A 13,420-nucleotide genomic window follows, 5' to 3' on the forward strand; every position below is an offset into this window, starting at 1 on the left:
TGTTACCCCTTAGTTTTTCCGGAACATTTTCAGCATGCGCTGAGTCACGGTGAAGCCACCGAAAATATTAATGCTGGCAATAAGCACCGCGATAAAGCTCAGGAAACTCACCCAGCCACCCTGGCCAATTTGCAATAACGCCCCAACCACGATAATCCCCGAGATGGCGTTAGTCACAGACATCAGCGGAGTATGCAACGCATGTGACACATTCCAGACCACGTAGTAACCCACCACGCAGGAAAGCGCGAACACCGTAAAGTGACCAAGGAACTCTTTCGGCGCGACGTCGGCGAGCCAGCCAAACAAAATCACTACCAGCGCCATCAGCGCATATTTGCGCCACGGAGAGACAGGTTTTTTCTCTTCTTTCGGCGCAGGTGCGGCTTTTGGTGCAGCCTGCGGCTGAGCAGAAACCTGGATAGGCGGCGCAGGCCAGGTGATTTCACCCTCGCGAACCACCGTGACACCACGCACAACCACGTCGTCAAAATCGACGGTGATATTGCCGTCTTTCTCTTTGCACAACAGTTTGAGCAGGTTGACGAGGTTCGTGCCGTACAACTGGGAAGATTGCGTTGGCAAACGGCCAGGCAGATCGGTATAGCCGATAACCTTCACCCCGTTCTCGGTGGTGGTTACCTGATTAGGTACGGTATATTCGCAGTTACCGCCGTTTTGCGCGGCAAGATCGACAATTACGCTGCCCGCTTTCATCGAATCGACCATTTCACGGGTGATCAGTTTCGGGGCCGGTTTGCCCGGGATCAGCGCAGTGGTAACGATAATGTCGACGTCTTTCGCCTGCGCGGCGAAGAGTTCCATTTCGGCTTTGATGAACGCTTCGGACATCACTTTGGCATAGCCATCGCCGCTGCCCGCTTCTTCTTTAAAGTCCAGTTCAAGGAACTCTGCGCCCATACTCTGCACCTGTTCCTTCACTTCCGGACGGGTATCAAAAGCACGCACGATAGCGCCCAGGCTGTTTGCCGCACCGATCGCCGCAAGACCAGCCACCCCCGCACCAATCACCATGACCTTGGCAGGTGGAACCTTGCCTGCGGCGGTGATCTGGCCGGTGAAGAAGCGACCGAATTCATGTGCAGCTTCAACAATAGCGCGATACCCGGCGATGTTCGCCATCGAGCTTAAGGCATCCAGCGACTGTGCGCGTGAAATACGCGGCACGGAGTCCATCGCCATAACGGTCACGTTGCGCTCTGCAAGTTTTTGCAGCAGCTCAGGGTTTTGCGCGGGCCAAAGAAAACTCACCAGCGTCGTGCCCGGATTAAGTAACGGAATTTCCGCCTCCTCCGGCGCATTGACCTTCAGGATGATCTCTGACTGCCAGACTGCATTTTCATCAACAATTTCTGCGCCTGCTTGAACAAACGCCTTATCGTCAAAACTCGCCAGTTGACCTGCACCGCTTTCAACCGCGACGCTGAAACCAAGTTTAAGCAGCTGCTCAACCGTCTTCGGCGTGGCTGCAACGCGGGTTTCATTGGTTAACCGTTCTCTTGGTATGCCAATTCGCATAATGTTCCCTTCCATCTGTAATTATGATGATGGTTTATCAATGTTCGCACGAGGCATGCGCGCACTCTCGAGAGAGGTCAGTGTTACCTCAATAAAATAAAACAGTAACAAACTCTGTATAACCTACTGAAAATGACGCCTGTGATCTAGCGCCAAAAAACAGTATTTATTATGAAATTCGCGAAATAGAGATGAATCGAACCTCAGACAGATAAAATGCCCTAAAAATAGCCCACAAAGGCTGATAATTCGCTCAAGCGAAGCGGCAAAACATGATTACCTACCTGTCAAAAACAATTGATTAACATTAAATTAACTTATGAAATTCAACTGCTTTATCAGTTTTGGTCACCAAACGCCGAAATTTTCGGCATATCACAAAATGTTATCCCTGTTGTTACCTAACGTGACACGATGAGTGAAAAATGACGCAGACACTGACACAATTTAAATGCAATAATCAGCGACGTTTCTAGTCAATAACAATACCAGTACCTGGTTTGCGCAAGGCGAAGGATTATTTTTATGAAGCTTAAGAACACTCTCCTGGCGTCCGCACTAATTTCTGCGACTGCTTTTTCTGTAAATGCAGCGACAGAATTGACGCCGGAGCAAGCGGCTGCCCTGAAACCCTATGACCGCATTGTGGTCACCGGTCGTTTTAATGCTATCGGTGATGCGGTTGCTGCCGTTTCACGCCGTGCAGATAAAGACGGTGCAGCCTCCTTTTATGTTGTTGATACCTCAGATTTTGGCAGCGGCGGTAACTGGCGCGTTGTTGCCGACGTCTATAAAGCCGACGCTGAAAAAGCGGAAGCGTCAAAAAACCGTGTCATTAACGGCGTTATGGAATTGCCAAAAGATCAAGCCGTTCTGATAGAACCTTACGACACCGTTACAGTGCAAGGTTTCTACCGTAGCCAGCCTGAGGTAAACGATGCCATCACCAAAGCAGCGAAAGAGAAAGGTGCTTACTCCTTCTATATCGTGCGTCAGGTCGATGCCAACCAGGGCGGCAACCAGCGTATTACTGCATTCATCTATAAAGCTGATGCGAAAAAACGCATTGTACAAAGCCCTGATGCGATCCCAGCAGATTCAGATGCTGGTCGTGCCGCATTAGCAGCAGGTGGCGAAGCCGCGAAGAAAGTTGAGATCCCGGGCGTAGCAACTACCGCTTCTCCGAGTGCTGAAGTCGGCCGCTTCTTCGAAACGCAATCCACCAAAGGCGGACGTTACACTGTCACGCTGCCGGATGGAACCAAAGTTGAAGAGCTGAACAAAGCGACCGCCGCCATGATGGTACCGTTCGACAGCATCAAGTTCACCGGTAACTACGGCAACATGACGGAAGTATCTTATCAGGTAGCAAAACGCGCAGCGAAGAAAGGCGCGAAGTACTATCACATTACCCGCCAGTGGTCAGAACGTGGTAACAACGTGACGATCAGCGCCGATCTGTATAAGTAATACCCAATGCCTTATCAGGTCTACAGTCCTTGTAGACCTGATAATTTCGCGCAGTTCTGTTTCCAGACAAAACAAAAACAGCAGTATTAAGACAACTTTTCACACTATTAGTCACAAATCTCTCTATCCCCATTGCATGCGTTCTCTTCTCTCCGTAAAATCCCGCGCCTTAGTGGCTTTCACCATTTTTATGCGGTTTGCCAAAATAATTATTCTCTCACTCTCGTTTTTGTAACTGGATACAAATGGAAAAGAAATTGGGTCTGAGCGCACTGACCGCGCTGGTTTTAAGCTCAATGCTCGGCGCTGGCGTTTTCAGCCTGCCACAAAATATGGCGGCAGTAGCCAGCCCGGCTGCGTTACTGATTGGTTGGGCGATTACCGGTGCGGGTATTCTTTTGCTCGCCTTTGCTATGCTGATCCTGACGCGTATCCGTCCTGAACTGGACGGCGGCATCTTCACCTATGCACGTGAAGGTTTCGGCGAGTTGATTGGCTTCTGCTCTGCGTGGGGATACTGGCTGTGCGCTGTTATCGCTAACGTTTCGTATCTGGTCATCGTCTTCTCTGCGCTCAGTTTCTTTACCGACACACCGGAATTACGTCTGTTCGGCGACGGTAATACCTGGCAGTCGATTGTCGGCGCATCGGTACTGTTATGGATAGTCCATTTTCTGGTGTTGCGGGGAGTACAAACCGCGGCCAGCATTAACCTGGTTGCTACTCTGGCAAAACTACTGCCGCTAGGCCTGTTTATCGTGCTGGCGTTCATGCTGTTCAAGCTCGACACCTTTACTCTCGATTTTACCGGCGTCGCGTTGGGCGTGCCTGTCTGGGAGCAGGTCAAAAATACCATGCTCATCACCCTGTGGGTTTTCATCGGTGTGGAAGGCGCGGTGGTGGTATCTGCCCGCGCCAGAAATAAACGCGATGTAGGTCGCGCCACGCTGTTGGCTGTACTCGCCGCACTGGGCGTTTACCTGTTAGTCACCCTGCTATCTCTCGGCGTTGTCGCGCGGCCAGAACTGGCGGAGATCCGCAATCCATCAATGGCCGGTCTGATGGTTAAAATGATGGGGCCATGGGGCGAAATTATTATTGCTGCGGGTCTGATTGTTTCCGTGTGCGGGGCCTATTTAAGCTGGACGATTATGGCGGCGGAAGTGCCGTTCCTCGCCTCCACGCACAAAGCGTTTCCGCGTATTTTTGCGCGACAGAATGCACAGGGTGCGCCATCGGCATCCCTGTGGCTAACCAACATCTGTGTACAAATCTGCCTTGTGCTAATCTGGCTCACAGGCTCAGACTACAATACGTTACTGACTATCGCCTCAGAGATGATTCTGGTGCCCTATTTGCTGGTCGGCGCATTTCTGTTAAAAATTGCCACCCGTCCAATTCATAAGGCTGTCGGCATCGGCGCGAGTATTTATGGCATATGGTTATTGTATGCGTCAGGTCCGATGCATCTGTTGCTGTCTGTGGTGTTGTATGCGCCAGGGCTGTTGGTTTTCCTTTATGCCCGTAAAACGCACACGCATGAAAACGTATTAAAACGCCAGGAGATGGCACTGATCGGCCTGCTGCTTGTTGCTGCTGTGCCGGCTACCTGGATGCTGATGGGGTAACGTTATACCCATCGCTGGCATCGGAAAATATCGGACTATGAATATCCTGATAAAGGATTATCGGGATATCATGGTTAACGCTTATTAATCGAAAATAATAGTTCTCACTCTCCCTTCTTACCCCCACATTATTTGTTGCTGCGTGCGAAACGCTTTGCGCGGTTCCTCAAATGATGAATCATCACATGCCGATGATCACCTCTATTGAGTCCGAGTCATTCTTTCTACACTTCACAATCGCAGACTGCTTTACGACATAACGATCAGTCACGATCATCTGTCTTATCTTCTTATGAATCACAACATAACACACTGAAACACATCATTACCTTCTCAATTTTTTGTTCACTTTTCATATTGATAAAAGATAAATGCAAAACACTTAGCGAACACATACAAAGCATAGTACATGCATAAGATACGCATAAGGAAAAGAACAATTAATCATCATACAATTAACTATTTGTGCTTTATCTTGTGTTGCATTGATCTTGGCGTTGTGTTGATATTTATGTTTGATGATAATGCAACCCGTGCGCTGGTCCCACCAGCTCCCCCTCCTCGTCAATTATGTCGGAAATTAAATAGGTTTATTAATAGCTGTTACTGCATCGATTAATTATGTAATCGGCAGCATTCAGTCATTGAGGGGCAAACAAAATGATAAATAAAAAATTAATGATGACACCTCCCTATTAATCCTAAATGGAGTATTAAAATGTTTAAGAAATCAGTGGTTGCAGTATTAATGGTTCTTCCAATATCTGCTTTTGCTCATGGTCACGGTGGCCATGGCGGTATGGGCGGTCACAATTTTGGTGGTCATGGTCATGCTGGTAACATTGGTCATGCTTTTAGTGGTCATTCGTTTGGTGGTCACTTTGCGGAGCGCATGAATGCAGGTGGTGGGTTCACAGGATTCTCTAAAGGCTCCATCAATATGAGCGATCACCCCATCGCTGACAACACGACACGTTCCATCAGTGTGAAAGATGGTGTCGTCACTAAAAACATTGCCTATAACGGTGTTAATGAACAATATTCCGCGACAACGACAATCAGCAAGGATGGTGCAATGCGTACCTCCACAGTGAATCGTGATGGAGTGACAAAAGAAGCATCAACTGTTGTGTCTGCTGATATGCGCTCTCATAGCGTAGCTGTAACCAATGGCACCGAAACAGCAATGTCGATTCATAGCTATGATGAAGGTGTTGGTGGTCTGAATGTTCATGCTTACAATGATGGTGTAAACACCTATGGCAGCGTTCATGCTTACAATGACGTAGCTAATGCAGCCTACTCCGCCCACGTCATTCATAATGACGAGCTTACGCGTATTGGCTACAACGTTGTTTCTCCAACCCAACGCTCTCACACTGTAGCTGTGAAAGATGGCGATTATACTCACGTTCACACTGCGGGTTATATTGGTAACGAAGATGTTGGATTTGGTTGGAACAAAGGCATCACTCGAGATGGCCAATACGGTTTTGAGCATTCAGTTAATAATCTTGGGATTGCAACAATCGGTAACTTTGGACCCACTTATTACGGAGAAAAAGCGGCTAACCTGAAAACAGGTGAAGTGAAAACGATCACCAACTATCAACCAGCACCACAACCCACTCCAGTGGTAATTCATGTTACCCCTGCGGTAGTTGTTCATGTTGTCCCAGCATCAATCGTAACCCCTGTTACACCATCTTCTGATGTAACACCAACGACCACTGTGTACCGCGATGGACACGGCGATAGCGTCACCTTGTATTGGAATGCCTAAGAAAGAGTACAGTTTTGTACCTTTAAAAATAATAAGGCTGGACTAATCCAGCCTTTTTTAGAGGAAATAATTATGTCAGATTTAACAGCAGCAGATTTTTTAGAACTTATTGATCTTGAACCATTTAAGAAGCCTAACAATGAAACAGGAGTTTCGGTTCAACGAAGTATTGAGTTAGAAAAACTACGTCATGCTGTAAAAGAAGGTCATGTAAACCTCCGTTTTTTCCTCAAATGGTTAAATGCTGCAGCTGGTTGCCGCTTACAAGAACGATGGTTAAACAAGTTTTTTACCGATGACCTCAGAGAATTTCCCGTACGATCACAGCAACACACTAGTAAGAGCACAGAGGAAAAGCTAAAGGAAGAAGTTGCTCGTCTTACAGAGCAACTAAGAGCATCACAAGAACAGAATCAGGTTATTGCGTCTATCGCTTCAGAAGACAATCAGAAAGCCATTTTTGCGGGTATCGTCGAACGTATCGAAGAAGAATCACAAGCTGAACTAAAAGCCTTTGCAGAGAAAGCAGCAACACAGGCAAAACAGAAAGCAATAGATATGATGATAGCTATCTTTCCTAATTGGAAGCCATCAGATTGAACACAATAGGCTGTGTGTATTATCATGCTTCCTTAATCATTTAAGGGTAGACAATGAAGAACGTAAATCTGATCTTACTCGGAGACAGCACACAGCCACAAGAACGCCGAATGAAAGAAGCGTTAAAGATAAGCAAGGACGTAAAACCTGCCGCTGTGTTAGATGCTGTGAAAGAGGCGTATGAAGGTACAGGCAAGAAACCTAAGCTGAACTATGCACAACTATCACGATGGAGAAAAGGTTTAACCTTCTATCGTTCACCCCCGCCAGAAGACGCTGTAGATCAGTATTCAGATTTATTTTCCCCACTCTACCAACTATTAGAGAATCCGGTGATTGTTGCTTCCATCGACATAACAGAATTTGAACAGAGATTGAAGATTCAGATCAAAGAACGAGAACAGAGATTGATTGAAGCAAGAAGGATTGAAGCAGAGCGTATTCTGCAAGAAGCAGAAGAAAGAGATCACAGAAAGTTTACAGAAGAATTTAATAAAATAATGGATAAGCTGAGAGAGCTTAGGAAGACCTAGTTAAAATGGGGAGCCTGTTTTCTGGTTCCCTTTTTTATTGACTAATCATTGTTAATCCCTCTCTCTCTATTACTCCTGCGACTAAAGCCCGACTATAAAAGCGGGATTTAACAAGCTCTGTGCTCGCCGCTAAATCAGGATGCTGTAACAAACCCCCAACAACTTTTTTCCTGTGTGCTACTGTGTACAAATGAGTTTGCACCACTCATCAATGTTTCATACACCACTTACACCCTTTATCTTGTAAGATGCTGTTTTTAATGGAGCCTGAGTATAACAATGGGTAAAAAACCTCCTTTGCCAATTCTTATCACCGGAGGTGGTCGTCGTATCGGCCTCGCCGTCGCATGGCACTTTCTGAACCAAAAACAGCCAGTTATCGTCAGCTACCGTACACACTATCCTGCCATTGACGGCCTGCGAGAAGCTGGCGCGATTTGTATCCCTGCTGACTTTTCCACGGATGAAGGCGTGCTGGCCTTTGCTGATGAGGTCAAAGCACAGACCGATGGCTTGCGCGCCATTGTGCATAATGCCAGCGCCTGGCTTGCAGAAAAGCCCGGTACGCCGCTGACTGACGTGCTGTCAGCAATGATGCAGATTCATGTCAATACGCCCTACCTGCTCAACCACGCGCTGGAAGGATTGCTACGCGGTCATGGGCACGCAGCCAGCGACATCATCCATTTTACGGATTATGTTGTGGAGCGCGGCAGCGACAAGCACATTGCTTATGCTGCCAGCAAAGCGGCACTGGACAATATGACCCGTTCGTTCTCGCGCAAACTGGCACCGGAAGTGAAAGTGAACGCGATTGCCCCCTCACTTATCCTGTTTAATGAGGGTGACGATGCAGAGTATCGCCAGCAGGCACTGAACAAATCACTGATGAAAACTGCGCCTGGTGAAAAAGAGGTCATAGATTTAATTGACTACCTACTAACCAGTTGTTTTGTCACCGGACGTAGTTTTGCCCTTGATGGCGGGCGTCATCTGCGTTAGTGCAGTTTGATCCAACAAAAGATCAGCAACCACGCGCTCAGGCTCCAGCACACTACTGCACCGCCGAGCGCGACGGGTAAGCGCATATACCCGGTGAAATACCACAGTGAAACAAGGTAGACAAAATAGGGAATAATCGACCACATACTGAATACAATGGTTGTACGTAACGCCTCGATCCCACGCTCACTGGCCACGATGTAGTGGGCAATCAACGCAAACGTCGGGAACAGTGGAATTAATCCAGCAATATAGTAATTCTTTGTTTTCGCCAGCAAACCAATCAACACCACCACCAGCGCACCAAGCGCCGCTTTTATAACGAGTCCCATCACTCTGCCTTAACACATCAATAACATCAGCCTCTAGCATAACGGAAGCGTTCTTGTTTAGAAAAGATTAATGGAAGGAAAAACCGGGGCGGTGTATGTTGGCGTTTTATATTCAAAATGAATGATATGAACACCATCGTATTTGTTGAAGATGATCCCGAAGTTGGCTCACTGATTGCAGCCTATCTGGCCCGGCATGATATTGAGGTTATCCTTGAACCTCGTGGTGATTTGGCCGAGGAGAAAATCCTGCACGTTCAACCCGATCTGGTGTTATTAGATATCATGCTGCCGGGCAAAGACGGGATGACTATCTGCCGCGATTTACGCGGGCGCTGGCAAGGCCCGATTGTCCTGCTCACCTCGCTGGACAGCGACATGAACCATATCCTTGCGCTGGAAATGGGCGCCTGTGACTACATCCTGAAGACAACGCCGCCAGCTGTGCTGCTGGCTCGCCTGCGCCTGCACCTGCGCCAGAATGAACACTCAGCACAGTCTAAAGGCATTCAGGCGGCAACCATCACACCGCACACAACGCTGCGCTTTGGCACACTCACTATCGATCCCACCAACCGCTCCGTGCTGCTCGGCGGCGAGCAAATCTCTCTTTCCACCGCTGATTTTGAATTACTGTGGGAGTTGGCAACCCATGCCGGGCAGATTATGGACCGTGATGCGTTGCTAAAGAACCTGCGTGGCGTAAGTTATGACGGTATGGATCGCAGCGTCGATGTCGCGATTTCCCGCTTACGCAAAAAACTTCTCGATAACGCGACTGAACCCTATCGAATCAAAACGGTACGCAACAAAGGTTATCTGTTCGCACCGCACGCCTGGGACGACGAGCCGCAGAAGTAATGCCACCGGGCCGATCTCATTGGTCGGCTGGATTATTCGCAATACGTTACACTGTCACGTGCAATCGTCTACAGAACAGGCATATAAACGCCATCCGAAGCCGTTCCACACTTTTTGTGTGGCTGTAGCCCACCCCCCTCCCTATAATCCGTCGCGGTCCTGAACCCTTATGGTTCATAGGTTTTTTTCGCACTAACTAAACTCTTTCCGGCATTTCAGGTGCTGAATGAGGCAAGAGGCTACAATATGTTCGTAACGCTTGCGTATATCGCGTTCTTTTTGGTTTGTTCATGGGCAATTTTTAGAATCAACCAAAAAAGTCACTCTCTTTCAAAAAGCGTCTTCATCGCTATCTTTATGGGTGCCGTTATCGGCTTATCCCTGCATCTCATTGCTGCTGACGAAAGTAAAACAGTTATCGACTGGTATAATGTTATCGGCAACGGTTATGTTAATTTACTGAAACTGGTTGCGGTTCCGCTGATTTTCATCTCTATTCTCTCAGCCATTAATAAGCTCGAAAACAGCGCTGGCATTGGGAAAATGTCGTTAACCATTGTCGGATGCATGCTCTGTCTGGTAATGATTGCCGGTTTTATTGGGCTGTTGACTGCGCATGTATTAGGTCTGGACGCCAGTGCGTTTGTTCATATGCAGTCCACACTGACTGCAGACGATGTGAGTAAAACTGCCGCCATTTCACTACCTAAACTGGTTACATCTCTGATCCCCACGAATATCTTCCTCGACCTAACAGGAGCCAGAAGCGTTTCCGTCATTGGCATTGTTATCTTCACCCTGCTTGCCGGCGTGGCATTATTAAAGGTCAAACAAGACGCCCCGCAAGAAGGTGAAAAATTAAGTGCTGGTATTAACGCTATCCAGATTTGGGTGATGAAAATGGTGCGCATCGTTATTGCCCTCACCCCTTATGGTGTGATGGCATTAATGGCAGGCGTATTTTCCGCATATCGATTTGAACAATTTGCCAGTTTGTTAGGCTTTATTGCTGCCTGTTACCTTGCGATTCTGATGATGTTTATCGTCCACGCACTGATACTGGTTCTGAGCGGAAATAATCCCGTTCACTATTTTAAAACTGTCTGGCCAGTATTAACTTTTGCATTTGTTTCACGCAGCAGTGCAGCATCTATTCCACTGGCTATTTCCGCACAGGAAAAATTTGGCGTGCAAAACACCATTGCTAATATTGCGGCTTCATTCGGCTCCAGCATGGGGCAAAACGGCTGCGCCGGGATCTACCCGGCTATTATGGTGGCGATGATTGCTCCAACAATTGGGATTGATCCGCTATCAGTACATTTTTTGCTCGCCATGCTTCCTGCGATTGCGCTGGGTTCTATTGGGGTGGCGGGTGTAGGCGGTGGCGGAACATTTGCTGCACTGATCGTCCTTTCAACGCTGAACTTCCCGGTCGCGCTGGTGGGGATTTTCATTGCTATCGAGCCTGTCGTCGATATGGCCAGAACGGCATTAAACGTGAACGGTTCGATGATGTCTGGCGTGCTGGCTAACCGGATCCTGAAAAAGAGTACTGAAAAACCACAACCCGTGAACGCGAATTAGTCAGTCTTAAAAAGATCAAAGCCTTCCTGTTCCTGGAAGGCTTGCTTTTGTGTCAGCTAAACGTCAGTCCGTCGTATTTTTTCCAACGGTAGTTTACGGCGGAGATAATCCAGCAGCCGATAAAGACGCCAATAATCGCAAAACCGACATTCCCCATATGGTCACTCAAATTGCTGACGGTATCCCACAAACCACCCTGGAGCGAAAACGCGTCAGAGAGAAGTCCCAGCGCCTCCAGCCCGCCAATAAATAGCGCAACAATCACGGAAGTCCCGGTAATGGTCATATTGTAATAGAGCTTACGTTGCGGCTTATTGAACGCCCAGCCGTAGGCCTCAACCATCAGAATACTGTCGAGACAATCAATTAACGCCATACCGCAGGTAAACAGTGCCGGGAATACGAGAATTGACCAAACTGACATGCCGCTGGACGCGCTTGAAGCAGAAATTCCCAGCAGAGAAATTTCAGTGGCGGTATCAAAACCCAGACCAAACAGAAAACCGACAAAATACATATGCCAGTCTTTACCTACCAGCCGAAACGCTGAGCGGAAAAGCCAGTTCAGAGGGCCTGAAACCGTAATATCTTCCGTGGCGCCATCGTAAGTACCGGTGCGTTTAAGATGGCGGAATGCCTTCCAGACCTGGCAGAAAATAATGAGATTAATGGTAGCCAGAATCAGCAAAAATACGGCAGAAACCGTAGTTCCTATCAGACCGCCGACATTCTGAAACCATGCCATATGTTGCTTAAACACGCTGGTGGTCAGTGCAATGCCAATGCTTGCCAGTACCACAATGGTGGAGTGCCCCAAAGAAAACCAGGCTCCCGTCGTCAAGGCACGTTTTTTCTGCTGCATGAGTTTACGCGTCGCGCTGTCTATCGCGGCGATATGATCGGCATCTACGGCATGGCGCAAACCATAGCACCACGCAATCAGACTCAGTGCCAGTAATGACGTGTTGTTGCTAAACGCGGTGAAAGCCCACAGCCACGCTACGATGTTTGCCCCGATGAGTAAGACCATCAACAAAACAATATTCGGGCGTTTTTTTAATAATGAAAACAATGCGTTCATTGTTTCCGGCCTGTCAAATTTTCGCTCAACAACACACCACACCGCCGTTCATTGATTGATTAATACAACGTTTACCAGGCTAATGATAACTCTTAAGAATTACTAACCCAGTGTCGTAGATCAAAGTTGATTACCACCTGAAGCAAGTTCTGCCATCGCTAGCTCCGCAATACGCAGAGGTACCGTTGCGCTGTCACCCTCTTGCAGAAACCAGACGGACGACAACCCACACCAGGCAACAATCCACATCAGTAAACGCTGCCGTTCAATTCTGGCGATTTCAGACACAATGTTGACTCTTTGCGTGAATCTTTCCGGCTCAATGGCGACAGGTCTGGTAGGTTCGGCAAGATCGGGGTTAGTAAAGATATTGGCGTAATCAAAGCCACGCTCGCCCACCAGCCCTTTGGGATCGATAGCCAGCCATCCTCTCGTTCCGAAATCAAGAATATTGCCGTGGTGTAGATCGCCATGTAATACGACTTCATCATGGGGTGAAGATAGCAGTACGTTTGCCACCGCAGCACAACGCGTCAGGATACCGCCATGCTTTTTCGCGGCAGGAGCCAGATCGCGAAACCAATGGTGCAGAGGTGTTAACGCAGGCGTAGACGCATTTCGGGAGAGATGGAGTCTACTGGCAGCATGGCAAATAATGCGACAGGCCTGCGCATCGTTGCCAGTCCAGGACATGTCCGCTAAAGACTCTGTCCCTGTCGCACGTTCCAGCAGAATCGCCCCTGCTGCATGAGCAAGTACTTTCGCTGCGCCATTTCCGTTCCACCAGACCATGAGTTCACAGCCGATCCGTTCACTGTCATCGTCGGTAATCTTTAGTATGGCTTTCTGCCCGTCCTTGACCACCACCACAGGCAAAAGCTGCGATGTGTGCGTTTCAAACGGTTCACCATCTGGAGTGAGCCCCCAACGGTTGAGCCAGGTGTTGAACAGACGATTTTCCAAACAATATCCTCATTTTTCTCTGGAAGATGGTAACCAAAGGA

General features: G+C 48.1%; 12 protein-coding genes. 8 read left to right on the forward strand and 4 right to left on the reverse strand.

The genetic code is table 11. The annotated features are described in order from the left end of the window. Positions 1-9: 9 nt before the first annotated feature. On the reverse strand, positions 10-1,539 hold the full coding sequence (gene pntA / locus OGY06_RS03915) for a Re/Si-specific NAD(P)(+) transhydrogenase subunit alpha (protein ID WP_003832858.1): 1,530 nt from the start codon (positions 1,537-1,539) through the stop codon (positions 10-12). Positions 1,540-2,064: 525 nt separating this feature from the next. Here pntA and ydgH point away from each other — a divergent pair. From ydgH to folM, 6 genes are all read left to right on the forward strand, one after another. Next, the gene (gene ydgH / locus OGY06_RS03920; RefSeq protein WP_003832856.1) at positions 2,065-3,009 is read left to right on the forward strand and encodes a DUF1471 family protein YdgH; all 945 of its coding nucleotides are present in this window, start codon (positions 2,065-2,067) and stop codon (positions 3,007-3,009) included. A gap of 245 nt (positions 3,010-3,254) precedes the next feature. Next, positions 3,255-4,637 (forward strand): amino acid permease, encoded by a 1,383-nt coding sequence (locus OGY06_RS03925; protein WP_126957135.1) that lies wholly within the window; start codon positions 3,255-3,257, stop codon positions 4,635-4,637. Positions 4,638-5,355: 718 nt separating this feature from the next. After that, positions 5,356-6,420 carry a hypothetical protein gene (locus tag OGY06_RS03930; RefSeq protein WP_286604762.1) on the forward strand — a complete coding sequence of 355 codons (1,065 nt, stop codon included), beginning with the start codon at positions 5,356-5,358 and terminating at the stop codon, positions 6,418-6,420. Positions 6,421-6,492: 72 nt separating this feature from the next. Then, the gene (locus OGY06_RS03935) at positions 6,493-7,020 is read left to right on the forward strand and encodes a hypothetical protein (protein WP_003832852.1); all 528 of its coding nucleotides are present in this window, start codon (positions 6,493-6,495) and stop codon (positions 7,018-7,020) included. Between the two features lie 53 nt (positions 7,021-7,073). Further along, positions 7,074-7,553, forward strand: a complete 480-nt coding sequence (locus OGY06_RS03940) for a hypothetical protein (protein ID WP_003832848.1) — start codon at positions 7,074-7,076, stop codon at positions 7,551-7,553. 279 nt (positions 7,554-7,832) lie between these two features. After that, complete coding sequence (gene folM, locus OGY06_RS03945; protein WP_003832846.1) at positions 7,833-8,555, forward strand: dihydromonapterin reductase; 723 nt, start codon at positions 7,833-7,835, stop codon at positions 8,553-8,555. Here the strand turns inward: folM and OGY06_RS03950 are convergent. Then, entirely contained in the window at positions 8,552-8,887 is a 336-nt protein-coding gene (locus tag OGY06_RS03950) for a GlpM family protein (protein WP_200920444.1), read from the reverse strand. The two genes, folM and OGY06_RS03950, sit on opposite strands and share 4 nt — an antisense overlap. 117 nt (positions 8,888-9,004) lie before the next feature. On the opposite strand from OGY06_RS03950, the gene rstA reads away from it, so the two are divergent. Further along, positions 9,005-9,748, forward strand: coding sequence for a two-component system response regulator RstA (rstA, locus tag OGY06_RS03955; RefSeq protein WP_003832842.1), 744 nt, complete (start codon positions 9,005-9,007; stop codon positions 9,746-9,748). A gap of 246 nt (positions 9,749-9,994) precedes the next feature. Next, complete coding sequence (locus OGY06_RS03960) at positions 9,995-11,335, forward strand: L-cystine transporter (protein ID WP_063941562.1); 1,341 nt, start codon at positions 9,995-9,997, stop codon at positions 11,333-11,335. Positions 11,336-11,387: 52 nt separating this feature from the next. Here OGY06_RS03960 and OGY06_RS03965 read toward each other — a convergent pair whose 3' ends face one another. Both OGY06_RS03965 and OGY06_RS03970 read right to left on the reverse strand, forming a co-directional pair. After that, positions 11,388-12,416 (reverse strand): HoxN/HupN/NixA family nickel/cobalt transporter, encoded by a 1,029-nt coding sequence (locus tag OGY06_RS03965; RefSeq protein ID WP_286604767.1) that lies wholly within the window; start codon positions 12,414-12,416, stop codon positions 11,388-11,390. A 120-nt stretch (positions 12,417-12,536) separates the two neighbouring features. Continuing rightward, complete coding sequence (locus OGY06_RS03970; RefSeq protein WP_003832836.1) at positions 12,537-13,379, reverse strand: aminoglycoside phosphotransferase family protein; 843 nt, start codon at positions 13,377-13,379, stop codon at positions 12,537-12,539. Between the last annotated feature and the right edge of the window lie 41 nt (positions 13,380-13,420).

It is taken from the genome of Citrobacter sp. Cpo147 (assembly GCF_030332405.1).
GTDB classification, from domain to species: Bacteria; Pseudomonadota; Gammaproteobacteria; order Enterobacterales; family Enterobacteriaceae; genus Citrobacter; species Citrobacter portucalensis.

Coding starts and splice junctions, on each gene's coding strand:
- OGY06_RS03930 (WP_286604762.1), top strand. CDS start 5,356: ATGTTTAAGAAATCAGTGGTTGCAGTATTAATGGTTCTTCCAATATCT.
- ydgH (WP_003832856.1), top strand. CDS start 2,065: ATGAAGCTTAAGAACACTCTCCTGGCGTCCGCACTAATTTCTGCGACT.
- rstA (WP_003832842.1), top strand. CDS start 9,005: ATGAATGATATGAACACCATCGTATTTGTTGAAGATGATCCCGAAGTT.
- OGY06_RS03950 (WP_200920444.1), bottom strand. CDS start 8,887: ATGGGACTCGTTATAAAAGCGGCGCTTGGTGCGCTGGTGGTGGTGTTG.
- OGY06_RS03960 (WP_063941562.1), top strand. CDS start 9,995: ATGTTCGTAACGCTTGCGTATATCGCGTTCTTTTTGGTTTGTTCATGG.
- OGY06_RS03925 (WP_126957135.1), top strand. CDS start 3,255: ATGGAAAAGAAATTGGGTCTGAGCGCACTGACCGCGCTGGTTTTAAGC.
- OGY06_RS03935 (WP_003832852.1), top strand. CDS start 6,493: ATGTCAGATTTAACAGCAGCAGATTTTTTAGAACTTATTGATCTTGAA.
- folM (WP_003832846.1), top strand. CDS start 7,833: ATGGGTAAAAAACCTCCTTTGCCAATTCTTATCACCGGAGGTGGTCGT.
- OGY06_RS03965 (WP_286604767.1), bottom strand. CDS start 12,416: ATGAACGCATTGTTTTCATTATTAAAAAAACGCCCGAATATTGTTTTG.
- pntA (WP_003832858.1), bottom strand. CDS start 1,539: ATGCGAATTGGCATACCAAGAGAACGGTTAACCAATGAAACCCGCGTT.
- OGY06_RS03940 (WP_003832848.1), top strand. CDS start 7,074: ATGAAGAACGTAAATCTGATCTTACTCGGAGACAGCACACAGCCACAA.